17 protein-coding genes, 2 rRNA genes and 1 pseudogene (1 of these 20 only partly in view) are annotated in these 24,210 nt (G+C 60.7%); 4 read left to right on the top strand and 16 right to left on the bottom strand.

Annotated elements, in window-relative coordinates; genetic code table 11:
* Nucleotides 1-91 precede the first annotated feature (91 nt).
* Both kynA and kynB read right to left on the bottom strand, forming a co-directional pair.
* A complete protein-coding gene (gene kynA / locus ACVWZP_RS25590) occupies nucleotides 92-949 on the bottom strand; it encodes a tryptophan 2,3-dioxygenase (protein ID WP_046488227.1) in 858 nt (285 codons plus the stop codon).
* Nucleotides 946-1,596 (bottom strand): arylformamidase, encoded by a 651-nt coding sequence (gene kynB / locus ACVWZP_RS25585; protein ID WP_104904462.1) that lies wholly within the window; start codon nucleotides 1,594-1,596, stop codon nucleotides 946-948. Before kynB ends, kynA begins: the two co-directional genes overlap by 4 nt.
* Nucleotides 1,597-1,980: 384 nt before the next feature.
* Between kynB and ACVWZP_RS25580 the strand changes: the two genes are divergently transcribed.
* Nucleotides 1,981-2,325, top strand: coding sequence for a cupin domain-containing protein (locus ACVWZP_RS25580; RefSeq protein WP_010566207.1), 345 nt, complete (start codon nucleotides 1,981-1,983; stop codon nucleotides 2,323-2,325).
* A gap of 50 nt (nucleotides 2,326-2,375) precedes the next feature.
* Here ACVWZP_RS25580 and mmsB read toward each other — a convergent pair whose 3' ends face one another.
* Together mmsB and ACVWZP_RS25570 are read right to left on the bottom strand one after the other, a co-directional pair.
* Nucleotides 2,376-3,263 carry a 3-hydroxyisobutyrate dehydrogenase gene (gene mmsB / locus ACVWZP_RS25575; protein WP_017849480.1) on the bottom strand — a complete coding sequence of 296 codons (888 nt, stop codon included), beginning with the start codon at nucleotides 3,261-3,263 and terminating at the stop codon, nucleotides 2,376-2,378.
* 15 nt (nucleotides 3,264-3,278) lie between these two features.
* Nucleotides 3,279-4,796, bottom strand: a complete 1,518-nt coding sequence (locus ACVWZP_RS25570; RefSeq protein ID WP_017849481.1) for a CoA-acylating methylmalonate-semialdehyde dehydrogenase — start codon at nucleotides 4,794-4,796, stop codon at nucleotides 3,279-3,281.
* 131 nt (nucleotides 4,797-4,927) lie between these two features.
* Between ACVWZP_RS25570 and ACVWZP_RS25565 the strand changes: the two genes are divergently transcribed.
* Nucleotides 4,928-5,878, top strand: a complete 951-nt coding sequence (locus tag ACVWZP_RS25565) for a LysR family transcriptional regulator (RefSeq protein WP_017849482.1) — start codon at nucleotides 4,928-4,930, stop codon at nucleotides 5,876-5,878.
* 204 nt (nucleotides 5,879-6,082) lie between these two features.
* Here the strand turns inward: ACVWZP_RS25565 and hxsC are convergent, their stop codons facing one another.
* Genes hxsC through hxsA2 form a run of 4 tightly spaced genes read right to left on the bottom strand, consistent with a single transcriptional unit; the run spans nucleotide 6,083 to nucleotide 9,276 of the window.
* Entirely contained in the window at nucleotides 6,083-7,246 is a 1,164-nt protein-coding gene (gene hxsC / locus ACVWZP_RS25560; protein ID WP_256822847.1) for a His-Xaa-Ser system radical SAM maturase HxsC, read from the bottom strand.
* A complete protein-coding gene (gene hxsB / locus ACVWZP_RS25555; RefSeq protein WP_201021542.1) occupies nucleotides 7,240-8,697 on the bottom strand; it encodes a His-Xaa-Ser system radical SAM maturase HxsB in 1,458 nt (485 codons plus the stop codon). Before hxsB ends, hxsC begins: the two co-directional genes overlap by 7 nt.
* On the bottom strand, nucleotides 8,690-8,992 hold the full coding sequence (hxsD, locus tag ACVWZP_RS25550) for a His-Xaa-Ser system protein HxsD (RefSeq protein WP_256822846.1): 303 nt from the start codon (nucleotides 8,990-8,992) through the stop codon (nucleotides 8,690-8,692). Before hxsD ends, hxsB begins: the two co-directional genes overlap by 8 nt.
* Nucleotides 8,992-9,276 carry a His-Xaa-Ser repeat protein HxsA2 gene (hxsA2, locus tag ACVWZP_RS25545; protein ID WP_350339034.1) on the bottom strand — a complete coding sequence of 95 codons (285 nt, stop codon included), beginning with the start codon at nucleotides 9,274-9,276 and terminating at the stop codon, nucleotides 8,992-8,994. Before hxsA2 ends, hxsD begins: the two co-directional genes overlap by 1 nt.
* A gap of 194 nt (nucleotides 9,277-9,470) precedes the next feature.
* Here hxsA2 and ACVWZP_RS25540 point away from each other — a divergent pair.
* Nucleotides 9,471-9,584, top strand: a pseudogene (locus ACVWZP_RS25540) (LysR family transcriptional regulator); the annotation flags it as partial.
* A gap of 314 nt (nucleotides 9,585-9,898) precedes the next feature.
* Nucleotides 9,899-10,189, top strand: coding sequence for a DUF3077 domain-containing protein (locus ACVWZP_RS25535; RefSeq protein WP_017849488.1), 291 nt, complete (start codon nucleotides 9,899-9,901; stop codon nucleotides 10,187-10,189).
* A 143-nt stretch (nucleotides 10,190-10,332) separates the two neighbouring features.
* On the opposite strand, the gene ACVWZP_RS25530 is transcribed toward ACVWZP_RS25535, so the two are convergent.
* The 8 genes from ACVWZP_RS25530 to ACVWZP_RS25495 all read right to left on the bottom strand — a co-directional run.
* On the bottom strand, nucleotides 10,333-10,824 hold the full coding sequence (locus tag ACVWZP_RS25530; RefSeq protein ID WP_079444696.1) for an OmpA family protein: 492 nt from the start codon (nucleotides 10,822-10,824) through the stop codon (nucleotides 10,333-10,335).
* A 4-nt stretch (nucleotides 10,825-10,828) separates the two neighbouring features.
* Nucleotides 10,829-12,091 (bottom strand): diguanylate cyclase domain-containing protein, encoded by a 1,263-nt coding sequence (locus tag ACVWZP_RS25525; protein WP_046488234.1) that lies wholly within the window; start codon nucleotides 12,089-12,091, stop codon nucleotides 10,829-10,831.
* Nucleotides 12,088-12,663 carry a YfiR family protein gene (locus ACVWZP_RS25520; protein ID WP_046382063.1) on the bottom strand — a complete coding sequence of 192 codons (576 nt, stop codon included), beginning with the start codon at nucleotides 12,661-12,663 and terminating at the stop codon, nucleotides 12,088-12,090. The genes ACVWZP_RS25525 and ACVWZP_RS25520 overlap by 4 nt, the downstream gene beginning before the upstream one ends.
* 143 nt (nucleotides 12,664-12,806) lie before the next feature.
* The gene (gene recD, locus ACVWZP_RS25515) at nucleotides 12,807-14,876 is read right to left on the bottom strand and encodes an exodeoxyribonuclease V subunit alpha (protein ID WP_457370236.1); all 2,070 of its coding nucleotides are present in this window, start codon (nucleotides 14,874-14,876) and stop codon (nucleotides 12,807-12,809) included.
* On the bottom strand, nucleotides 14,873-18,547 hold the full coding sequence (gene recB / locus ACVWZP_RS25510) for an exodeoxyribonuclease V subunit beta (protein WP_457370235.1): 3,675 nt from the start codon (nucleotides 18,545-18,547) through the stop codon (nucleotides 14,873-14,875). The genes recD and recB overlap by 4 nt, the downstream gene beginning before the upstream one ends.
* A complete protein-coding gene (gene recC, locus ACVWZP_RS25505; RefSeq protein WP_017849494.1) occupies nucleotides 18,544-21,996 on the bottom strand; it encodes an exodeoxyribonuclease V subunit gamma in 3,453 nt (1,150 codons plus the stop codon). Before recC ends, recB begins: the two co-directional genes overlap by 4 nt.
* Before the next feature lie 136 nt (nucleotides 21,997-22,132).
* Nucleotides 22,133-22,248, bottom strand: a 5S ribosomal RNA gene (rrf, locus tag ACVWZP_RS25500).
* A 156-nt stretch (nucleotides 22,249-22,404) separates the two neighbouring features.
* A 23S ribosomal RNA gene (locus tag ACVWZP_RS25495) occupies nucleotides 22,405-24,210 on the bottom strand; it runs 1,086 nt beyond the window's last position.

Raw genomic sequence — 24,210 nt, 5'->3', positions numbered from 1 at the left:
TTGGCTGTCACACCGCTATCGGGGGCAAGCCCCCTCCCACATTTTTGATTGCATTCCAAATGAAAAGCCCCGGTGATCCGGGGCTTTTTGTTTAGAGCGTGGAACGTACTCGCCACAGCTCGGGGAACAGCACCGTGTCGAGCATCTTGCGCAGGTAACCCACGCCCTCGGTGCCGCCGGTGCCGGGCTGGAAGCCGATGATCCGTTCCACCGTGGTCACATGGCGAAAGCGCCATTGGCGGAAGGAGTCTTCCAGGTCGATAAACTTTTCGGCCAACTGGTACAGGTCCCAATAACGGCTCGGGTCGCGGTAGACCTCGCGCCACGCCGCTTCCACGGAGGCATCGTGAACCGTCGCCGCCGTCGGGTCGCGTTCGGCGCGTTGCGGGTCGATCGTCAGGCCGGCCTTGACCATCAGGTTGATCGCCTCGTCGTACAGCGACGGCGTGGCAATCGCCACCTGCAGTTCTTGCAACAATTGCGGGCGATGGGCGTGGGGCCGCAACAGCGCCGGGCTTTTGTTGCCGAGGATGAATTCGATCTCACGGTACTGGAACGACTGGAACCCGGACGATTGGCCGAGGAACGGGCGAATCGCCTTGTACTCCGACGGGGTCATGGTCGCCAGCACCGCCCAGGCGTGTACCAGTTGATCGAAGATCCGCGAGACCCGCGCCAGCATCTTGAACGCCGGCGGCAACTCGCCCAGGCGCAGGTGTTCGCGGGCGGCCTTGAGTTCGTGGAGCATCAGTTTCATCCACAGCTCGGAGGTCTGGTGCTGGATGATAAAGAGCATCTCGTTGTGGTCCGGCGACAGCGGGTGCTGGGCGCTGAGGACTTTGCCCAGGTCCAGGTAGTCGCCGTAGCTCATGGACTCGGAAAAATTCAGCTCGGCGTTATGCCATTCTTCCGGCGGCTGGTAATCCTCTGAGAAGGGACATTGGCTCATCGTGCGGGCTCCACAAGCGGGCGCAGGATTGCGCGGACAGGGCTGGCGTCGAGGTGGGCAAACCGCAGCGGCAGGGCGATCAGTTCATAGTCGCCCTCCGGTACGTCATCGAGCACGATGCCTTCGAGTATTGCCATGCCATGACGGGCCACGGCGTTGTGAGAATCCATGGTCTTGGACTGTTGCGGGTCCAGGGACGGCGTGTCGATACCGACCAAGCGCACGCCCAGGCTGGCGAGCAACTCGATGGTCTGCGGGGCGATGGCGGTGAAGTTCGCATCCCATTCGGTCAGCGGCGCCTGTGGATAAGTGCGCAGCAACACACGTTCCGGCAAGTTATCCACACGCCCTTGCAACTGCTGCGGCTGCACCAGCGCGCCGCTGTCCAGGCAATGCAACACACGGCACGGGCCCATGTACACGTCCAGCGACACCTCGCCGATCGGCGCGCCGTCCGCGCTGTAATGCAGCGGCGCATCGACATGGGCGCCGGTGTGCGGCGACAAGGTAACGCGCCCGACATTCACCGGGCACTCCGGGCCGAACTGCCACACGCGCTCTTCCTGGAACGGCGTATCCCCCGGCCAGGTCGGGGTCGCCGTACTCAAGGGCGGGCTGATGTCCCACCACGTTTTTATTGGGTTCATATCAAGGCTCTCGGTCGTGACTGAAGTGAATGATACGAGGGCCAGCCGTGAATTTTCTTGCGAATTCCTGCGACAAGCGGGAAATCTTTCGCACTTAATGCGAGGAAACGGCTTATCTACGCTCAAAAGTGTCGCCGAGCCACAGTGACGCTGCCACCGAGGGTTAATGTGGGAGGGGGCTTGCCCCCGATGGCAGTGTTTCAGTTGACACATGTGCTAGCTGATCCGCAGCCATCGGGGGCAAGCCCCCTCCCACATGAACTTCGCGGTTCCCGGACAATCGCAGTCCCTGCGCTTCTGGGCATCCCGATGTCGAGTTCAGACCATTGACCCTGCCTGCGACGCTATAGGGTTCGACTCTCGTTCACTTGCCTCGGAGTCATCATGTCCAAGCCCATCACCGTACTGCGCGACACCCACCCCTTGCCGGTCCTGGATGCCTGCAAATGGGAAAAGCTCGAAGGCGACCCGCACACCGTCAACCTCAACGCCTACACCAGCGAAGACGGCAGCAAGATCATGGGCACCTGGATCTGCACACCGGGCAAGTGGTACGTGGAATACGTGAAGTGGGAATACTGCCATTTCCAGGAAGGCTACTGCGTGATCACCCCGGAAGGCCTGGAGCCGATCCATTTGCGCGCGGGGGATATCTTTGTGGTGGAGCCGGGGATGAAGGGGACGTGGGAAGTGGTCGAGACGGTGCGTAAGTATTTTGTGTTTGCCTGAACCGCAATAAATAGTGGCGAGGGAGCAAGCGCCCTCGCCACAGGCGGTATCTATTTGGGTTTGCGGTAGCTGTTGATGATCGCCGAGAAGTCCTTGCCCCCTTCCCCGCGCTGGCTCATCGATTGATACAACTGCTGGGCCACAGCGCCGAGGATCACCGGCTGGTGCGCCTGGCGCGCAGCTTCGGTGGCCAGCCCCAGGTCCTTGAGCATCAGGTCGGCACCGAAACCACCGGTATAACCCCGCGATGACGGCGCGGTTTCGATCACGCCCGGCCACGGGTTGTACGTGTCGGAACTCCAGCAGCGCCCGGTGGAGCTGTTGATGATGCCAGCCAGCACCTGGGTGTCGATGCCCAGCGCATCGCCCAGGGCCATCGCTTCGCTGACGCCGACCATGCTGATGCCCAGCAGCAGGTTGTTGCAGATCTTGGCGATCTGGCCGGTGCCGACGTCGCCGCAACGCACAATGTTGCGGCCCATCTGCGCCAGCACCGGTTGCAGGGTGGCGAACAAGTCCGCGCTGGCGCCGACCATGAAGGTCAGCGTCCCGGCTTGCGCGCCGCCAGTGCCACCGGAGACCGGCGCATCGGCGACGGCCACGCCTTGCTTGGCCGCCGCCGCCGCGACATCGCGGATGGTCTGCGGGTCGATGGTGCTGCAATCCACCGCCGGCACGCCTTGGCCGATACCGGCCAAAACGCCGTCTTCACCCAGCCAGACACTGCGCACATGGGCAGCGGCCGGCAGCATGGTAATCACCAACTCGGCGCCGGTGGCCGCATCGCGCGGTGAACCGCTGATGCTGCCGCCCAGTTCGGCCAGTTCCTTGAGTACCGCCTGGTTCAGGTCGAACAGGTTCAACGCGTGGCCGGCCTTGATCAGGTTGCGGGCCATGGGCGCGCCCATGTTGCCCAAGCCGATAAATGCAATCTTCATGCTCGTCTCCCGGAATCAGCGCAGGTTGATGGTGGTGTTGACGCCATCGTTGACCGTGTCGTCATCGAACCAGCGGCTGGTGACGGTTTTGGTCTGAGTGTAGAACTGCACCACTTGCTTGCCATACGGGCCGAGGTCGCCGAGCTTGGAACCGCGCGAACCGGTGAAGCTGAAGAACGGCACCGGCACCGGGATCGGGATATTGATGCCGACCTGGCCGACGTCGATTTCGCTCTGGAACTTACGCGCCGCCGCCCCGCTCTGGGTGAACAGGCCGGTGCCGTTGCCGAACGGGTTGGCGTTGACCAGCGCGATGGCCTCATCGAGGGTGTCGACTTCCAGCACCACCAGCACCGGGCCGAAGATTTCCTGGGTGTAGATCTGCATGTCGGTGGTCACGCCCGAGAACAGCGTCGGGCCGACGAAGTTGCCTTGCTCGAAGCCCGGCACTTGGACATCACGCCCGTCCAGCTCCAGCTTGGCGCCTTCTTTCACGCCGCTTTCGATCAGTTCCAGAATGCGCGCCTTGGCACGCTTGGAAATCACCGGGCCGACATCCGTGCCCGCTTCGCTGCCGGCATTGACCTTGAGCTTCTGCGCCAGCGCCTTCAGATCGGGCAGCCATTGCTTGGAAGCGCCCACCAGCACCACCACCGAAGTGGCCATGCAACGCTGGCCCGCCGCGCCGAAACCGGCACCGACCAGGGCGTTGAGGGTGTGTTCGCGGTTGGCATCCGGCAGCACCACCGCATGGTTCTTGGCGCCCATCATCGATTGCACGCGCTTGCCGTGTTTGCCGGCCAGGTCGTACACATGGGTGCCCACGGCGGTCGAACCGACGAACGACACTGCCTTGATGTCTTTATGCGTGCAGAGCGCATCCACCACGTCCTTGCCGCCGTGTACCACGTTGAGCACGCCGGCCGGCACACCGGCTTCCAGCGCCAGCTCCACCAGCAGCATCGTGGACAGCGGGTCTTGCTCGGAAGGCTTGAGGACGAAGGTGTTACCGCAGGCAATCGCCATCGGGAACATCCACAGCGGAATCATCGCCGGGAAGTTGAACGGAGTAATCCCGGCGCACACGCCGATGGGTTGGCGCAGGGTGTAGGTATCGACACCACCGGCGACGTTTTCAGCAAACTCGCCCATTTGCAGGGTGCCGATGGAGCAGGCGTGCTCCACCACTTCCAGGCCACGGAAAATATCGCCCTCGGCATCGGCAATGGTCTTGCCCTGCTCGGCGCTGAGGACCACGGCGATGCGTTTGGAGTGCTCGCGGATCAAGGCTTGCAGCTTGAGCATGATACGCATGCGTGCGCCGATCGGGGTCAGCTTCCAGGTCTGGAAGGCACGATGGGCGGCGTCGATGGCAGCGTTGACTTCTTCAGCGGTGGCAAACGGGACTTTGGCCAGCACTTGCTGGGTCGCCGGGTTGACGATGTCTTGCCAGTGGGTGGTCTTGGACTCGACCCATTCACCGTTGATCAACAACTTGACCTGTTGCACGGAAATATCGGCAGATGCGTTCATGTGGTCTCCAATTTGTATTTATAGGCAGAGAACCAAGGCGTTGAATCGCCTTGAGGATGAGGCGTTCGGACTGTTTTTGGAGTATAGATGTGCAAACTTCTAATAAGAACGCACATAAAAGCCGGTCCAATATGCAAAAAAACATCACATCACTGGGTTCCCTGAACTGGGACGACCTGAAGTTTTTCCTCGAAGTGGCCCGCACCCGCAAGGCCAGCGTCGCTGCCAAGCGCCTGGCGGTGGACTACACCACCGTGTCGCGGCGCATCAGTTCACTGGAAGTATCACTCGGCACCCTGCTGTTCGAAAAATCCCGGACCAGCGGTTTCGTCCTCACCAACGAAGGCCAGCGCTTGCTCGGCTACGCCGAATCCATCGAAAGCACCTTGCACATGGCCTGCGAACAAGTCTCCGGCTCCGGCGTGGCGCTGTCCGGGCATGTCCGCATGGGCTGCACCGAAGGCTTCGGCAGCTTCTTCGTCACCCCGCAGTTGAGCCACTTCGTCGACACCTACCCGGCGATCTCGGTCGACATCCTGCCCCTGCCCCACTTCATCAGCCTGTCCAAGCGCGAAGCCGACATCGTCATCGCCCTGGAACGCCCGGAACACGGGCCGTATGTGTGCTGCAAACTGTGCGACTACAAGTTGCAGCTGTACGCGACCCAGGACTACCTCGACCAACACCCACCCATCCACCGCCCGACGGATCTGGCCGAGCATCCGTTCATCAGCTACGTCGACGACCTGGCCTTCAGCTCGGAGCTGTTGTACCTGGCCAACGTAGTCCCCGGCGCCAGCGCCAGCCTGCGCAGCACCAGCGTGATCGCGCAGTACGTGGCAGCGCAGCAAGGACGGTCGATGGCGATTCTGCCGTGCTTTTTGGCAGCGCAGGATCCACGGCTATTGCCGGTGCTCGGGGAGCAGATTGCGGTTACGCGGCAGTTTTGGATGTATTGCCGGGAGGACTTGAGGAAGTTGAAACGGATTACGTTGTTGTGGGACTACATCAGGGAAGTGACGGAGCAGAATCGGGGGTTGTTGATGGGGGAGACGCGGGAGATGCGGTTTGCCAGTCAGTAAGTCTGCGAGGACTCAGGCGGGCAAATCCTGACGAGGTCTGAGGGGGGTTGCCAGGTTTTGTAACTTGAGTTGGTCCTTGAGCCCTGAGTATTTCTGAGGACCACTCCGCAGAACTTACTGCCCGAAAACGCCTGCGCGAACGAAGCGAGTAAACCCGCTGCTTACATAGAGGACGCTGTGCGGCTTAGCCATCTGAGGCCAAAATCAAAATGGGGTTAGGTGCTTGCTGTAGCCGAATTTAACACCTGATGCGAAAAAGCCCCCGCACTCTCGTTGTTTTGCGCAGTTCTGGCACTCAGGCGCGTACTCATTCTTCCAGTCGCTGATTGACTTGCGGTAGTAGGGCTGAATGTCTGAATTCACCAAGCACAGCTGATGGTTATAGACCGAGATATTCATACCGTACTTGGCCAAAATGCCAACCGATCTGCTGAGAGTGTCTTTGTACTCGACCGGGTCGATCCACAGCTCATCAAGATTGGCCCTGGTGAAGCCCATCATCTCAAGGCCCATCAGCGCCACATGGTCAACAAACAGCAGATTGCGTGCGATGAACTCACACAGTTCAGGCAGGCGCTGCACCGATAGCTTGTGAATAACAACTCGGATCTCAACCTTTTGGCCCAAGCGCTTCAGATTGAGAATGCCCTGAATGGTTTCATCGAATGCGCCTTGGGCCTGGACGATGTAGTCATGCAGCATCGGATCGTCTGAATAGACAGGGATTCCGATCATCGCGTCGGGCAATTCAATCTGCGCATACCTTTCAGCGAATGCTGGGTCTTTGAAGCTGCGCCCATTCGAAAGAATATGGATTGCGGTCCTTGGCAGATAACTTTTGGTCAAGCTGATGATTTTCAGGAAGCGCTCCCGATTGGTCGTCGGCTCGCCCCCAGTAAACCCCAGCTCGCGGGTATCTTTTGGAATAAGCGGAATTAGACTCTCGATTTCGTCAAGTATCCACGAGTCATCAGCGGCCTTAGGTGGTTGTGAACACATAAGACAGTAATGATTGCATTGCTCAGTGACCAGAATGCTGTTGTGAGGCGACGATGCTCGAAACAGTACGCTAATGCTCTGACGATCTGCTGAAAGCCGGATGATGTCACCATCACCGATGTAGCTGTAGTCATTCGGTAAGATTGAGTAATCAGAGTCGGAAGGCAGCACCTCAACAAACTGCCGATGTTTCTCAAGCAAGAGGTAGTGCGCAAATCCTAGGGGGATCTGTTGATCGGAAACCAAGTAGGCCATTTCCCGTCGCAAGACTTCGGGCAGATTTCGGCTGGTCGACACCTTGAGCAGAGTGAGGTCCCTATGAACATCAACCGCGTGGATACGGATAATCTTTCCGCCGAGTTTCAGCATCGGTTGGCCCAACCCATAAAAATCCGCTTTGTTTGCTCATCACGCCCCATCAGCTCAATAAGATGCTTGAAAATCCCCATGTTTCTCTTGCAGAAAGAAGACTCAGGTTTTCTTGCTACTACGTCCTTATGAATGGCGTGATGGTAGACGGGCTCAGCCCCACAGTAAGGTTCAAATGCACAGTCAGAGCACATTGGAGCACTTAAGGTGAAAGAGTTTTCCAGTGCATCCAGAAGCTGATCAGAGAGAATGATTTCTTCATATGAGTGCTCAAGAATGTTACCCAGACGGAACGTATGATCCCCCATTTCAGCAAGCATACGGCTTTCATCTGAGGCGTAGACCGATCCGTCGTAGTTGAACACGATGGCTGCGATACCAGCACCCGCAGGGTTCATCAAATCAACGAACCCTGGGTCCCCTGATGTCAGCATTTTTGTCAGCACGAGTGAAGAATATTGCTCTACAAATCGTATGCCTACCTTGTTTAGCTCAATGATGTACTCAAGGCCCTCCTTGTAGAATTCCAGCCAGCGCTCCGTATCATACGACATGAATTTTTTGGTCTTGATCGCAAAGCCGTAAGGGGAAAGGGAGCGAAGGAATATCCCATCAAAGCCCAGGCGCAAGTATTCATCAATAATATCGCGTGCTCGTGGCAGGCTCTTATCTGTAGTTGTCATCAGTGCTGACACTTGGTCATAGCCGAGGGCTACACGGGCTTTCTTCAAGCCTTCCTCAAAACGCTGATGGCTATCTCGGCCTGGTCGTGGGCGATTTGCATTATGCAGCTCCATTGGCCCGTCGAGCGAAGATGAAAGCACGATGTTGTGCTGTTTACAGAAGTCGAGCACGTCATCGGTCAGTAGCGAAAGCGTGGTCGCAATGACAAACTGAAGGTCACGGCGTTCCTTGATGTTACGTTTTTTGGCCTCAAGAACAACGTACCTCACCATCTCGAAGTTCAGCAGCGGCTCGCCACCCTGAAATTCAATTTTGATGGCTGGATTGGGAGACCTAAAGACGAAGTCCAGTGACTTGTCTGCCATCTCTGTGGTCATATCGAATTCGCCTTTGCTCTCCGTCTGCCTTGAAACCTGACAGTACGGACAGCTATGGTCGCAGCGAAGAGTCACTACAAAGATATGCAGATTGGTGAACTCGGCCAGCCTGGACAATCGCGTGCGAATCTTTAGTGCCAGGAGCTGAAGTGGTGCTTGCTCATTGGGGAAGCGAATGAACTGCTTGGACCGAAGCGAAGGGATCAACTCTGACGAGAGCGGAAGTGTCTTGCGAATGATCGGCTCCAACATCGGCACCGGTATGACATGAAATTCGCCTGCCATGTTGGTAATGACGTACTCGTGGTCATTCAGGCGATCGAACTTAAAGGGCAGCAACTCATAAGAACGTTGCTGCGCGTAGAATTCCAGCTTTTGGAATTTACTCACTAATAAGCCCGGTTTTTGAAAAGGCCAGTCCGAGGATCAGGTTCTTGATCGTCTGCGTCTCAACTGCCAATCGGTGGCGTAACTGATAGTCGAGCACATCCTTCTTGAACTCTTGGATGGCAGACAGAAAGGACGGCTCGTCCATGCCGATATTCGATGACAACACACAGATAAACTGTCCCTCATCGGATGTGATATCAACCGTGAAAGCATTGATCGACCGATAAGCAGCTTTCTGCAAAACCTGTGCATCATAAAGCCGCTCATCAAAGACGATCATCTGAGAGAAAGCCATTATCGACCCGAATAGTGGGAGCTGTGGGAGCTGTGCGAAGAGTGGGAGCTATGGGAACTGTGGTAAGCCATCAGTTGTCCCTGATCCCCGCGCTTGAGGACGAACGAGAACAGATCATTGCCTCCGCGAACAGTAAGGTTCTCGCTTTGAGCTTCAGCTTGAAATGTGTTCTTGGCTTCCGAGCTGGGCTCGACAATGTCATGCGAAGTTAGGGCGGAAGCCTGTTCTGTAGCTACGGCTGCGGCCAGAGTGGCCAGAGGAACCAAGAAGGAACGCTTTCTCATCACGGTATATCCTTATAGATTTGATGGTTATTTGTTGAGTGTCGGTGACGTGCATTCATGATGTCAATGTGGAATCGACTGATGGCCTTTTACTCATCTCAATCCGACAGACGGCCCCCTCCTCAGCTTGGACTTATTCAATGGAGTTCAAGGCGCCCGCTAAATAAATCGCAGAGCATCCCAGCGATGACCTCGACTTGAGGAAGTTGAAACGGATTACGTTGTTGTGGGACTACATCAGGGAAGTGACGGAGCAGAATCGGGGGTTGTTGATGGGGGAGACGCGGGAGATGCGGTTTGCGGATTAAAGGGCCAGCAACGACGATTCGCTTTAAATTGCAGGACGATTCCTAGAGAATCTCCACCCTATTGCGCCTTAGGGTTCGAGTCACTAGCCTCCGTACTTCGCTGAAATCAGCGAACGGGTTTAGCGACCCGAACCCGGACACAGCCCCCAACGGCAGGAGCTTTGTGCTCTTCGTTCTCGTGTTATGGCGGCTGTGCGTGGGAGATCTTCGGGTCTGCCGGGTCCTGGGTCCGGTTCGCTAACCTGCGTACAGCTGCCACCCTTTCATGTTTAGCGACATGAATGGGTGGTTCCTAAAACTCCCAGGTATAGATCATGACCAAAATCGTCCCCGACCCACCGCTTTCTGCCTTCACCACCCTCGGCGTCGTCACCTTCGGCGACTACGGCGAAAACGAAAAACCACTGTTCCGCGTCAACGCGGGCATGCCGCTCGGCGAAGCGCTGGAACACGCCTCTACCCTGCTTTACTACGCCAAGAAACTCGCGATGGAAGCCGCCATGGATGTACGTGGCGAGCAATACGCCTGGGCGGCGCATTATCTGTGTGAGATGGGCAAGGCGGTGGTGGATGACTTGACGCAGGCGCTGACGCCGAGCAGTTAAGCGAACACTGTACAAATGTGGGAGGGGGCTTGCCCCCGATAGCGGTCGGCCAGACAGATGCATGCTGACTGACACACCGCCATCGGGGGCAAGCCCCCTCCCACATTTGATTGCATTTCACGCATTGGAATGGGCGAAGTCGCTTAGTCGGTACTTACCACAATCGACACTCGCCGATTCTCGGTGCGCCCTGCGGCGGTGTCGTTGGCGGCCACCGGCTGGCTGCTGCCCAGGCCGCGCAGTTGGATATTTTCCTCCTTCATCCCCACCCGGGTCAGCACCGTGGCCACGCTTTTGGCGCGGCGCAGGGACAGTTGCTGGTTATAGCTCTCTTTGCCCGAGGCGTCGGTGTGGCCGTCTACCCGCACGCGGTCGATGCCCACGCCCAGCAACGCCTTGCCGATGCGCTCGACAATGACCGTGCTGGGGGCGTTGAGGCTTTCGACGTCGCTGCCGAACAGCACTTTGCCCGACAGGCCGAACGCCCAGCCGTCGTCGGTCAGTTCGAAGCCTTGTTGCTTGAGGACGGCGACTTGCGCCGGGCTCAGGCCTTTGGGAGGGGGTGTCTGGCAGCCGCTCAGGGCCAGCAGGGCCACGAATAAGGTGATAAACACAACGCGTGCAGTCGAGAACAAGGGATCAACTCCTGTGGTGAACGTTGACGACGGGGAGCTCCGCCTCCGCCGTTTGCTGGCCGCCCAGTGACAACCGTTTGGCCTGGTACATCGCCGCATCGGCGGCGTTGAGCAGGGCGCCGGGGGTGACGCCATGATCGGGGTAGATGGCGATGCCGATACTCAGGGAGGTCAACACGTGGGTGTCGCCCGGCACCGGGATCGGTATGTCCATGCTGGCAATGATCTTGTCGGCGATGCGCTGGGCATCTTCCACCTTGTGCAGCGGCGAGAGCAGGATGGCGAACTCGTCGCCGCCCAGGCGTGCCACCAGGTCGTCTTCGCGCAATTGCGCGCGCACGCGCGTGGCAACCGCCACCAGCACCGCATCGCCGGCGGCGTGACCGAAGTTGTCGTTGATGTCTTTGAAGCGGTCACTGTCGAGAAACAGCACCGCCACCCGCTCGTTGGCCTTGGCGGCGCTGCGCAGGGCACGGATCAGGCGGCCTTCGAAGAACGCGCGGTTGGGCAGGCCGGTCAGGCTGTCGTGATTGGCCTGGTGGGCAAGGCTTTCGTTTTCGCTTTGCAGGTGGTTTTGCCAGGCTTGCATTTCTTCCAGCAGGGCATTGAAGTCGTTGCCCAGGCTATCGAGTTCGGCGATTTGTGCCCGTGGCACGCGGCGGTCGAAGTCGCGCTCGATGCGCGCGGCGTGGGCCACCGCCGCGAGGCTGTGCAACGGCCCGGTAATCCCCTGCAACAGGCGCCGCGCCAAATGCACGGCGACCCAGGCGCTGAGGACGGTGCAGATCAGAATCCCGGCCAGGCCGCTGAGCAAAAAGCGCAACAGGCTGCCGCCGTGACCGGTCAGGTGAATGCTGCCGATGGTGCGCCCCTGGTGAACGATCGGCTGGCTGATCGGCTGTTCGAGCAGAGAATGAGCCAGTTGCAGCTCGACCCGGGACAACATCCCGGTGTCCGGCCGCAGCCACTGCGCCAGTAGCCGGCCGTTGGCGTCGAAGACTTGGGCCTGGGCCACTTCTTCGGTGGAGGCGATCAGGCTGAGGGCTTCGGTGGCCGCCGCACGGTCGTTGAACACCACCGCCGCTTCCACGGTGTAATTGATGGAGCGTGCGATCAGGTGCAGGTTGTGCTCGGCATACACGCGCAGCGCCAGCACCCCGAGCAAGGTCAGGGACACACTGGCCAGCGTCACCGCCACCAACGCCAGGATCAAGTGCCCGCGGCCGATGACCGAGCGCAGGGTCGGTTGCGCTTTCGTCCATCTCATGACGCAGGCGCTCGACGGCGCGACAGTTGCAACACGCTAGGGTGAATACGCACGCCGCTGCGGGCCACGGAGTCGAGGTTGACCTCGAACGACACCTGCTCATCGCCCACCCGCAGGCAGAACAGACTGCCGACGGTGCATTGGTCGCCGCCTTCGCTGATGCTCAGTACCGGGTGGCCCATCAATGACGCAAACAAGCGGCTGCGCTCATCGGTATTGAGTTCGCCGATGTACACAGCGTCGCAGGCATTGACGATATCGGGGTTGTCGGCCAGCAGGCGCTGCACCACCACCGGGCGACCGGTGGCTTGGGTGGTGCCTTTGACCAGGTCGTCGGTGTATTGGGTCGGCCCGACGACGCACAGGCGCAATTGCGCCGGTTCCACCGGCCAGCGCGCATAACTGAGGATACCCAGCACCACCTGGGTCACCGCCTGGGCACGGGAGTCGGCCATGCCCACGGGGCTGGCCGTCTGGGCAAAAGCACGCGGCGCGAGCAGGCACAGCACGGCCACCAGTAACATGCGTCTCCAGCTCAAGCGATGCTCTGTGGACGAGACAGCCACGTTCATGCAGCGATTCTCTCAGGTGTCAACGAGGGGTGATGCCGCAACGATAGCACAGCGGCGGAAAGCCCCGCGAGGCCACGCCTCGAAGGGTCCCGCTATTTTTTCAGAAAAATATGACACTCAAATCCGAAATACCAAATGACCGATCAGTCAGGTTTCACGGGCTCATGCCCCAACTCCAGCATCAACCCGCTCAAGCGCTTGACCTTGCGCCGCACGGCTTCTTCGAACACCCCGCCGCGTGGCTCGATCAGGCTGAACCAGCGCTTGGCGCGGGTGATGCCGGTGTAGATCAGTTCTTTGGTGAGCACCGGGTTCAGCGCGTCCGGCAGGATCAACGCGGTGTGGGTGAACTCGGAGCCCTGGGATTTGTGCACGGTCATGGCGTACACGGTTTCCACATCGTTGAGCCGGCTGGGCAGCACAAAGCGCACGCCGCCCTGGCCGTCGTTACGCGGGAAGGCCACGCGCAACACGTGGGGGCCGCCGGCGCTTTCGGGCAATTTCAGGGCGATGCCGATGTCGCCGTTCATCAGGCCCAGGCCGTAATCGTTGCGGGTCATCAGCACCGGGCGGCCTTCGTACCACTGCTCGTCGCCGTCGATCAGCCGCGCTTTGCGCAAGGCGGCGGTGATGCGCAGGTTCAGCCCTTCCACGCCCCAAGGGCCCTTGCGCACGGCGCAGAGCAGTTGGAAGGCGTCGAAGGCGTGCAGCAGTTGTTGCGCCCAATGGGTCCAGGCGGGGTCGTCACGCGGGGTGTCGAGAGACGGGCGCGCGGCGTGCAGCAGGTTCAGGTAGGCACGGTAGCCCTCGGCGCCATCGCCCGGCCCGTCGAGCACCAGGCGTTCCAATGCGTGGTCGTGTTCGCCCTTGAGGCTGACGCAGAACAAGTCGCGGTGGCTGCCCGCGGCCAGTAACCGTCGGGCTTCTTCGGCGTTCTGCTGGTTGACCCAACGCGCCAGTTGGCCGATGCCGCTGCCTTCGCCGAAGCGCCGCGAGTAGCGCAGCATCACCACTTGCTGGGCCAGCGGATGGCTGCCGTCGCGGTCTTCCTGCAGGCCGCTGTTGCCCAGGTCTTCACCGCTGACCGCTTGCAGCCATCGGCGGGTGTCGGCGCTGTACCAGCCGGCCTCGGCGTCGCGGCACAGGTCGCCGAGTACGGCGCCAGCCTCGACCGAGGCGAGTTGGTCCTTGTCGCCCAGCAGCACCAAGCGTGCGTGGGGCGGCAAGGCATCAAGCAGGTTGGCCATCATTTCCAGGTCGATCATCGAGGCTTCATCCACCACCAGCACATCCAGCGGCAATGGATTGCCCAGGTGATGGCGGAAGTGGCGGGTGCCCGGACGGCTGCCGAGCAGGCGGTGGACGGTGGTGACCTGGGTCGGGATTTTTTCCCGCACGTTGTCAGGCACATTCAACGACAGCACTTGCTGGCTGATGGACTCGGTAAGCCGTGCGGCGGCTTTACCGGTGGGCGCCGCCAGACGAATGCGCAACGGGCTGCCGGCTTCTACGGCCGGCGCCTGCAACAGCGCGAGCAAGCGCACCACGGTGGTGGTCTTGCCGGTGCCGGGGCCGCCGGTGACGATACTGAACGCCCCGCGAGTGGCCAGGGCGCAGGCGAGTTTCTGCCAGTCGATCACGCCATCGGGCGGCGCTTGGTCGAACAGGCCGTTCAGGCGCTGGGGCAGATCGGCGGCGAGGCTTTCTGCTGTGGCCAGGCGCAGGCGCAAGGCCGTGTCGATGCGCCGTTCGTAGGTCCAATAGCGGCGCAGGTACAAGCGTTTGCCAGACAGCACCAACGGGCGACTTTGCGCGGCCTCGCTGCCGTCGACGGCCAACGCGACCAAGGGGCTGGCGGCCAGGGCGTGGCACCAATGCGCGCCGTCCAGGCCCGCGAGCAGTTGCGACGGCAGCAGCATGGTGCCGGTTTGCAGGTCGCCTTCCGGCGGCAGGGACAGGGCGAAATCCGGTGCCTTGAGGGTCTCGAACAGGTCCAGGCACACATGGCCGTGGCCCAGTTGATGGCTGGTCAGGGCCGCGGCCAGCAACACCAAGGGGTCGGCCTGCGGGTCGAGTTCGTGCAGAAAGCCGACGAACGCCTTATCCAGCGCGCGCAGCCAGCCACGCTCGACCCAACGTTCGAACAGTTGCACCAGATCGGCGGCGCGGCTGAGGGGCATCAGTGCCTCCAGCGGTAACGGCGACAGGCTCATAGCAACACTCCTTGTTCCCAGGCGGGCTCAGCCTTGGGCGGTAACGATTGGCCTTGGAACATCAGGTCCAGGCTCTCGATCAGCGCCCGTGGCGGCCGCGTGAAGTACGCCCCCTGGCTGGCGGCCCGAGTGCCGCGCAGGAACAGATAGAGCGCGCCGCCGACATGGCGGTCGTAGTCGTAATCCGGCAGGCGCGCCTTGAGTTGGCGATGCAGGGCCAGCAGGTAAAGCACGTATTGCAGGTCGTACCGATGCTCAAGGATCGACTGTTCCATGGCGTCCTGGGTGTAGGCCGAATCATCGGGGCCGAGCCAGTTGGATTTGTAGTCGGCCACGTAATAACGGCCGTCGTGCTCGAAGGTCAGGTCGATGAAGCCCTTGAACATGCCGTTGAGCAACACCGGTTCCGCTGCGACGCGGGAGACGCCGTTGTGGGTGTACTGGCACACCAGCTTGTCGAGGGCGAGCACGTCGACTTTATGGCTGGCGAACCAGAACTCCATTTCGATCTGGTAGTGCTGCAGGCCGCTGAGCGTAACCTGATCGTTATCCAGCGGCAGCGGTGTTTGCAGCAGATGGCCGAGCCAACCGCTGAGGGCGATGATCCAGCCTTCCCAGTTGCGGCGGTTGCAGCGCGCGCCCACGGCCTTTTCGATAGCCTGCGGGGTCACGTCGAAGCCGTCTTCGCCCGCCCACTCCAGCAGACCATGGAGGAAGGTGCCGGGGTTAGGGCCGCGTGGGAAACGGTGAATATCGCTGCCGGACGCAGCCGCTTCACGTGGTGCGTCAGGGTCGAGGCGTTCGTCGTCGAACAGCTTCTGGGCTTGCGGGCTTTCCGGCGCTTCAAGGTTGGCGGCGCTCATGCTGTCGCCGATGCGCAAGGCGCTGTAGGACGCGATCCACCAGTTTTCCGCAGCCTTGCGTTTGGGCAGCAAGGGCGCGAGCAGCGTGGCTTCGTTACGCGGCGGGTGGAAGACGCTGGCGTGGGCTTCGGGCATCGGCGCGTAATGCACGGCGGCACAGCCTGCCTGCAGGTCCAGCAACCAGCGCGCCAGGCCGGCGGACTCCGCCAACGCGGCGCCGGCACCGAGCAAATAGCCCAGCGCCGACAGGTGCAGCACCGAGCTGCTGTTGTTGCCGCGCTTGAGGTCGGCAATGCCCAGCCAGCACGCATGTTTGGCGCGGGTCAGGGCGACGTAGAACAGACGCAGGTCTTCCGCCAGGCGCTCGTCATCGGCCTGGGCGATCAACTCGGTGGTCGGGCGCAGGCTCACCTGCGACTTGCCGTTGGCATCGTGGTAATGCAACGGCAAGCGGCTGCCATCCACCGGTTTGGCCGAGCAGATGAAGGGCAGGAACACCAGGTCGTATTCCAGGCCCTTGGATTTGTGGATGGTCACCACCTTGACCAGTTGCTCGTCGCTTTCCAGGCGCAGGATCTGTTCTTCACCGGCCTGCCCCGACAGCGCGAGGTGTTCGGCCAGGTGGCGGATCAAGGCCTGTTCGCCGTCCAGTTCGGAGGCCGCCTGTTGCAGCAGTTCGCTGAGGTGCAACAGGTTGGTCAGCACGCGCTCGCCATCGCTGCGGGCGATCAGGGTTTGCGGCAGTTTGAAGTCGTGAAGCAGGCGACGCAGCATCGGCAGCACGCCTTGGCTGCGCCAGATCGCGCGGTAGCCACGGAACTGCATCACGCGGCTTTCCCACGCCAGTTCGTCCTGGTTCAGACGCTCAAGTTCCGGCAGTGACAGGTTCAAGGTGACGCAAGCCAGCGCGGCGCGCAGCGGACGTTCGACGTCCGGTTCGGCACAGGCCTTGAGCCAGGCCAACAGGTCGTGCGCCTCTTGGGCGGCGAACACCGAGTCCTTGTCCGACAGGTACACGCTGCGCACGCCACGGGCGGCCAACTCGCCGCGCACGGCTTGGGCTTCCTTACCGTCGCGCACGAGGATGGCGATGTCCGACGGCAACACGCCATCGAAGCTACCGTCGGCGTGTAGGAAACCAGCGCGGCCTTGCTGCCCGCCGTTGAGCAATTCGACAATCTGTGTGGCGCAGGCAGCCGCCAGTTGCTGGCGATAAACCGCGTTGGAAATCGGCTGATCGGTGGGCAGGTGCCAGAGGTTCAGCGCGGGCAGCGTCTGACCATCGACCTGCAGTTGCTCCTTGCGGCCTTGGGACAGCACCGGCTGGAACGGCACCGGGTTTTCGCCACTCGGCTTACGGAACAGAAACGCGCCACGCCCGGTTTCCGCACGCTGGAACACATGGTTGACCGCCTCGACCATCGCGTGGCTGGAGCGGAAGTTGGTGCCCAGGGTGTGATGCCGGCCGGTGGTGGATTGGCGCGCGCGCAGGTAGGTGTAGATGTCGGCGCCACGGAAGGCGTAGATCGCCTGCTTGGGGTCGCCGATCAGGAACAGGCCGCTGTCGAGGTGGTTTTCTTCGATGCGGTAGATGCTGTCGAAGATGCTGTATTGCACCGGGTCGGTGTCCTGGAACTCGTCGATCAGGGCGACCGGGAACTGTTCGCGGATCACGCTCGCCAGACGCTCGCCGCCGTCGCTTTGCAGGGCGGCGTTGAGGCGGATCAGCATGTCGTCGAAGCCCATTTCGGCGCGCCGGCGTTTTTCATCTTCGAAGCGTTTGCCGACCCACGTGGCGGCGTGTTGCAACACGGCGGCGTCGGGGGTGGGAAGCGCATCCAGGCTGGCCTTGAGGCTGGCCATGGCGTCGATGCCCGGGTGGTGCGGCGGCTCGCCCTTCCAGGCTTCGGCCATGCCGTCCGGGGTCAGGCGGGTGAAGCCGGTGCCGATGTCCAGTTGTTCGAGGGATTCGTCCGCGGCCCAGGCGCTGATCTTTTCGAACCAGGGTTCGAAGTAACGCGCTTGCATCTTGCGCCCATCGACGGCTTTGGCGGCGACGGCTTGCAGGCAGATCTCGCGCAACTCGTCGGCCCATTGCGGCCACGGCGCCTTGAGGGCGACCAGGGCGGCGCGGCGTTCTTGCAGGCACGCAGTGATCAACTCGGCCGGCTCGCGGCTTTCGCCGCTGGGCCGTTCGCTGCCAAACAGCGCGCGCACCCGTGGCATCAGCGCAGCCGGGCCACCCCAGTTGTTGCGCACCCAGTTGAGCGCATCGTCGTGCATCGGGTAGCAAAACAGCCGCCAGTAGTCGCGCAGCACTTCGCCGAGCAGGTCGCTGTGGTCGGTTTCCAGGGTCTGGGTGAACAGGCTGCCGCTGTCGAAGGCGTGTTCGCGCAGCATGCGCTGGCACCAACTGTGGATGGTCGAAACGGCGGCTTCGTCCATCCATTGCGCGGCGATGTCCAGACGGTTGGCACAGGCCGGCCATTGCGCAGGCGGGTATTGATCGCGCAGTTCGGCGATCAGGGCGTCGGGCTGTTGGATCTCATCGCGAAAGAACCGCGCGGCTTCGGCCAGGCGGATGCGGATGCGTTCGCGCAGTTCCTTGGTGGCGGCGTCGGTGAAGGTCACCACGAGGATCTGCGGCGGCAGCAGTTCGCGGCCGAAGCCGGCGTCATCGCCACCGTGGCCGAGCACCAGGCGCAGGTACAGGGCGGAAATGGTGAAGGTCTTGCCGGTGCCGGCGCTGGCTTCAATCAGCTGGCTGCCTTTGAGCGGGAAGGCCAGGGCCAAGGGTTTGCTGCTCATGCGCCGGCCTCCTCGCCAGTGAGTGATCGCCAGGCGGCGTTGATCAGGGGCCGGTACAAGGTTTCGCACCAACCTTCGAATGCTTCGCTGGCCACCAGGGCCGCATAGTCGGGGAATTGCCGGGTCAGCGCGGGGCTTTCGCGGCGTTCGCCATCAGTGTTGATGCCATCACCTTCGTAGGCTTTGCTCGCGGCCGCCGCAGCTTTGGCCGGGTCGGTCTGACCGAGCCAGGCGAACGCGGTTTTAACCGCGACGGGCAGCGGTTTGGCCATGCCGACGTGCCAGGCCAGCAGCAGGTCGCCGAGGATGTCCTGGGCGCTGGAGGGTTCCAACGGGGCCAGCAACAAGGTGTCGTCGCTGGCCACCAGCGCGGTACTCAACGGCAGGCCGCAGGCGCAGGCCACCAAGTGGTTGACCCACGGGCGAATCAGCCGATGCCACTTGCGGGTCTTGATCGAGCCGATGCTGTTGGGGATGGTGGTGACGCTCAACAATCCGCCATCACTGCGCCGATGCAGGCCGCTGATCCAGCCTTCGAGCTGAATGCCTTGATGCTCGAAACTGATCGGTTCCGCGCCGGTGTGCGGAGTGGGCCAGAGGGCCAGCAGTTGTTGATAGCGTTGCAGCAGGCCGGGCAAGGGCTCGATCAGTTCGTTGCGCAGACACTCGCCGAAACCGACCATCGGCAGCAGGCCGCTGCCTTGCAGGCGACGGGCCTGGGCGCTGAGCGCCTGGTCGACATGATCGGGCTGGCTCAGCGCGGCGTTCAGCAGGCTGTCGCTCAGGCTGTAGCGTTGCAGGGCGTCGAGGACAAAGGGTTCCTCATCGGCCAGCGGCACTTCGGCAGCCTCGAAGAATACTTTCAGACGCTGGCTGAAGAAGTGTTTGACCGGGTTGCGCAGGAAGTCCTGCAACTGACCGAGGCTCAGGGGTTCTTCCTGTCGATGGGCCGCCAGTTCGGTGTTGTCTGGCGGCGCATCCGTGACTTCGTGCAGCAACTGCCATTCGCGGGCGTAGCTGAACAGCGGGTCACCGGCGTGAAAATAGCGTGCGCTGAAGGGTTGGAGCGGGTGTTCCTGGGTCATCGCGTCAAGCAGCGGTGCGTCGCTTTGGCTTGACTGCCAGCCGCTGGCGAGATGATCGCGCAGTTGACCGATCAATACCGATGCCGGGCGCTCGCTGTTGTCGCGAATGCTGCGGCCGACCCAGCTGATGTAGAGCTGGTCGCGGGCTGACAACAGGGCTTCGAGCAGCAGGTAGCGGTCGTCTTCGCGGCGTGAGCGGTCGCCGGGGCGGTAGTCGCTGCCCATCAGGTCGAAATCCAGCGGTGGTTGGGCGCGTGGGTAGTCGCCGTCATTCATGCCGAGCAGGCAGACCAGCTTGAACGGGATCGCGCGCATCGGCATCAGGGTGCAGAAATTGACAGCTCCGGCGAGGAAGCGCTGGGACAGGCGCCCTTGGTCGAGACCGGCTAGCCACGCTTCGCGGACTACGGTGAGCGGTAACTCGTCCTGCAGGCCGACGGATTCGCAGGTTTCCAGCCAGGTTTCGCGGAGCTGTTCGAGCTGGCCCAACAGGTAGTCGTCGTGTTCGCTGCTGGGCAGGAAAAACAGCTGCATCAAGCGTTGCAGGCGCTCGCCCCATTCTTGCGGAGCCGCAGGTTGCGACAAGGCTTGGTGAGCGTCGCTGAGTGCGTCGAGCAACGCGACCAGCGGGCCGATCAAGGCCGCGTCGAGGCCGCCGATTTCGTCGTAGGGCTCGATGCCGTCACAGGCGACACCCGTGCCCACGGCATAACCGAGCAGCATACGGCGCAAACCAAATCGCCAGCTGTTTTGCTCCAGTTCGTGGGGTAGACCGAGACCGGCACGCTGTTCGGCATTGAGGCCCCAGCGGATGCCGGCGCCTTCGATCCAGCGATGCAGCGTCGGCAGGTCGCGCTCCTTGATGGCGAAGCGTTCGCGCAGGGCCGGGACGTCGAGCAGGTCGAGGATTTCACTGACCGGGAAGCGGCTGTCGGGGAGCTTGAGCAGGTGTTCGACGGCGATCAACAGCGGGTCGCGGCCGCGTTGGCCCTGGTCGGTGAGGGTGAAGGGGATGAAGCGCGGATCATTGCGGTCCAACTGGCCGAACACCGCGCGAATGTGCGGCGCGTAACTGTCGACGTCGGGGACCATGACGATGATGTCGCGGGGACGCAACGCAGGATCGGCGCTGAAGCGTTGGAGCAATTGGTCGTGGAGGATTTCCACTTCGCGTTGGGCGCTGTGGGCGATGTGAAAGCGGATCGAGGTATCGCGCTGCAGATCGACGGCGGGCCAGAGGTCGCGGGTTTCGTTGAGCGGGCGCAGTTCGAGGATATCGTCCTGGAGCTGGTTGAGCAGTGTGGTCGGTTCGCCGTCGCTGAACAGGTCGATGCGGCCGTCGCGGAAGGCTGCGCGGTAGCTGTTGGGATCGTCGTAGCTGTCGAGCAGGCTGATGTAGTCGCGACCTTGCTTGCCCCAGGCGGCGAGCAACGGGTGAGCATGCTGGTGCAGGGTTTGCGGGTCGATGGTGACCGGCATGCCGGCTTTGCGTGCCTGGCGTTTGTATTCGTTACGCAGCAAGTCCTTGTCGGCCACGATGTCGGACCAATGGTGGCGACAGGGGTTGTGGACGCAGAGCAGGACCTGACTGAAGCGCGCCAGGCCGGCGAGCGCTTCGAGTGCTTGGGCGGGCAATGAGGAAATGCCGAAAACAATCACTCGGGAAGGCAGCCCTGGCGGTGCTTGCTCAAGGCTATTGATCCGTTCGATAAAGCGCTGATGCACACCGGCACGGCTTTGCGCCATGCCGGCTTCGCCCACATCCAGCAGTAGGGCGCGCCATAACTCGGCTTGCCAGCAGTTGGCGGGGTCGAGGGGTTTGGATTCGCCGCGGCCGTTACGCAACTGATGGCGGCCGGCGGCCCAATCTTCCAGCCAGTCGGCGCGGTAGACCTGGTATTGGTCGAACAGGTCGGCCAATCGCTCGGCGAGTTGGTAGCGTTTGCGCAGGTCGGAGTCGTCCGTGAGGAAGCGCTGCAGCGGCTCGAAGTGCGGTTGATTGATCAGCTCGGGGAGCAGGCGCATCAGGCGCCAGGTCAGCGGGGCTTTATCGAGCAGGGATTTGGGCGGGATCTCGTCGCGCCCCAGGACCATGCGATAGAGCTGCCACATGAAGCTGCCCGGCAGTTGCACGTCGATCGCCGCAGCAATGCCGCAGCCGCCCATGTCGTCATCTTCCGGATCTTCGGCCAGGGCCAGCTTGAGCCATTGGGCGATGCCGTTGCTCTGGACCAGGGCGATTTCATTTTCCAGAGGGGCCAGGGGATAACGACGCATCCAACTGACCACCAGGCTGCGCAGTTCGTCCAGGCGGTTACCGTGAACCACCATGAATCCTGCGCTGAGAGGCATCGCATCCGGCATAACGGCTTCCTTGGCAAAAGCAAAATCGAGGCATGGACTTTAGCACTGAAGGCCGTCCGATGAGCCACTTGACCCTTTCCGACCGCCCAAAACAAAACCCCTGTCTGCGCGAGCAAACAGGGGTTCTGGAATTTAATCTTGACGATGACCTACTCTCACATGGGGAAACCCCACACTACCATCGGCGATGCATCGTTTCACTGCTGAGTTCGGGATGGGATCAGGTGGTTCCAATGCTCTATGGTCGTCAAGAAATTCGGGTACTGAGTCGTGGCCTGTTGGCCTCGCTTCAGCAAATTGGGTATGTGATAGTTTTCGGTGTTTTGTAAGAGTCGAACTTTCGGTTCGTTTCGTCTTCACACACCGCAATCTGGTCTCTTTCGAGTTCGCAAATTGCTTGGGTGTTATATGGTCAAGCCTCACGGGCAATTAGTATTGGTTAGCTCAACGCCTCACAGCGCTTACACACCCAACCTATCAACGTCGTAGTCTTCGACGGCCCTTCAGGGGACTCAAGGTCCCAGTGAGATCTCATCTTGAGGCTAGTTTCCCGCTTAGATGCTTTCAGCGGTTATCTATTCCGAACATAGCTACCCGGCAATGCCACTGGCGTGACAACCGGAACACCAGAGGTTCGTCCACTCCGGTCCTCTCGTACTAGGAGCAGCCCCTCTCAAATCTCAAACGTCCACGGCAGATAGGGACCGAACTGTCTCACGACGTTCTAAACCCAGCTCGCGTACCACTTTAAATGGCGAACAGCCATACCCTTGGGACCGGCTTCAGCCCCAGGATGTGATGAGCCGACATCGAGGTGCCAAACACCGCCGTCGATATGAACTCTTGGGCGGTATCAGCCTGTTATCCCCGGAGTACCTTTTATCCGTTGAGCGATGGCCCTTCCATACAGAACCACCGGATCACTAAGACCTACTTTCGTACCTGCTCGACGTGTCTGTCTCGCAGTCAAGCGCGCTTTTGCCTTTATACTCTACGACCGATTTCCGACCGGTCTGAGCGCACCTTCGTACTCCTCCGTTACTCTTTAGGAGGAGACCGCCCCAGTCAAACTACCCACCATACACTGTCCTCGATCCGGATAACGGACCTGAGTTAGAACCTCAAAGTTGCCAGGGTGGTATTTCAAGGTTGGCTCCACGCGAACTGGCGTCCACGCTTCAAAGCCTCCCACCTATCCTACACAAGCAAATTCAAAGTCCAGTGCAAAGCTATAGTAAAGGTTCACGGGGTCTTTCCGTCTAGCCGCGGATACACTGCATCTTCACAGCGATTTCAATTTCACTGAGTCTCGGGTGGAGACAGCGCCGCCATCGTTACGCCATTCGTGCAGGTCGGAACTTACCCGACAAGGAATTTCGCTACCTTAGGACCGTTATAGTTACGGCCGCCGTTTACCGGGGCTTCGATCAAGAGCTTCGCGTTAGCTAACCCCATCAATTAACCTTCCGGCACCGGGCAGGCGTCACACCCTATACGTCCACTTTCGTGTTTGCAGAGTGCTGTGTTTTTAATAAACAGTCGCAGCGGCCTGGTATCTTCGACCGGCATGAGCTTACGGAGCAAGTCCTTCACCCTCACCGGCGCACCTTCTCCCGAAGTTACGGTGCCATTTTGCCTAGTTCCTTCACCCGAGTTCTCTCAAGCGCCTTGGTATTCTCTACCCAACCACCTGTGTCGGTTTGGGGTACGGTTCCTGGTTACCTGAAGCTTAGAAGCTTTTCTTGGAAGCATGGCATCAACCACTTCGTCATCTAAAAGATAACTCGTCATCAGCTCTCGGCCTTAGAATCCCGGATTTACCTAAGATTCCAGCCTACCACCTTAAACTTGGACAACCAACGCCAAGCTGGCCTAGCCTTCTCCGTCCCTCCATCGCAATAACCAGAAGTACAGGAATATTAACCTGTTTTCCATCGACTACGCTTTTCAGCCTCGCCTTAGGGACCGACTAACCCTGCGTCGATTAACGTTGCGCAGGAAACCTTGGTCTTTCGGCGTGGGTGTTTTTCACACCCATTATCGTTACTCATGTCAGCATTCGCACTTCTGATACCTCCAGCAAGCTTCTCAACTCACCTTCACAGGCTTACAGAACGCTCCTCTACCGCATCACTTACGTGATACCCGTAGCTTCGGTGTATGGTTTGAGCCCCGTTACATCTTCCGCGCAGGCCGACTCGACTAGTGAGCTAT

Source organism: Pseudomonas sp. TE36184 (genome assembly GCF_054060055.1).
The sequence above is the reverse complement of the archived record's forward strand: the minus strand, read 5'-3'. Positions and strand labels throughout refer to the sequence as shown.

Coding starts and splice junctions, on each gene's coding strand:
- kynA (WP_046488227.1), bottom strand. CDS start 949: ATGAGCCAATGTCCCTTCTCAGAGGATTACCAGCCGCCGGAAGAATGG.
- kynB (WP_104904462.1), bottom strand. CDS start 1,596: ATGAACCCAATAAAAACGTGGTGGGACATCAGCCCGCCCTTGAGTACG.
- ACVWZP_RS25580 (WP_010566207.1), top strand. CDS start 1,981: ATGTCCAAGCCCATCACCGTACTGCGCGACACCCACCCCTTGCCGGTC.
- mmsB (WP_017849480.1), bottom strand. CDS start 3,263: ATGAAGATTGCATTTATCGGCTTGGGCAACATGGGCGCGCCCATGGCC.
- ACVWZP_RS25570 (WP_017849481.1), bottom strand. CDS start 4,796: ATGAACGCATCTGCCGATATTTCCGTGCAACAGGTCAAGTTGTTGATC.
- ACVWZP_RS25565 (WP_017849482.1), top strand. CDS start 4,928: ATGCAAAAAAACATCACATCACTGGGTTCCCTGAACTGGGACGACCTG.
- hxsC (WP_256822847.1), bottom strand. CDS start 7,246: ATGCTGAAACTCGGCGGAAAGATTATCCGTATCCACGCGGTTGATGTT.
- hxsD (WP_256822846.1), bottom strand. CDS start 8,992: ATGGCTTTCTCTCAGATGATCGTCTTTGATGAGCGGCTTTATGATGCA.
- hxsA2 (WP_350339034.1), bottom strand. CDS start 9,276: ATGAGAAAGCGTTCCTTCTTGGTTCCTCTGGCCACTCTGGCCGCAGCC.
- ACVWZP_RS25535 (WP_017849488.1), top strand. CDS start 9,899: ATGACCAAAATCGTCCCCGACCCACCGCTTTCTGCCTTCACCACCCTC.
- ACVWZP_RS25525 (WP_046488234.1), bottom strand. CDS start 12,091: ATGAGATGGACGAAAGCGCAACCGACCCTGCGCTCGGTCATCGGCCGC.
- ACVWZP_RS25520 (WP_046382063.1), bottom strand. CDS start 12,663: ATGAACGTGGCTGTCTCGTCCACAGAGCATCGCTTGAGCTGGAGACGC.
- recD (WP_457370236.1), bottom strand. CDS start 14,876: ATGAGCCTGTCGCCGTTACCGCTGGAGGCACTGATGCCCCTCAGCCGC.
- recB (WP_457370235.1), bottom strand. CDS start 18,547: ATGAGCAGCAAACCCTTGGCCCTGGCCTTCCCGCTCAAAGGCAGCCAG.
- recC (WP_017849494.1), bottom strand. CDS start 21,996: ATGCCGGATGCGATGCCTCTCAGCGCAGGATTCATGGTGGTTCACGGT.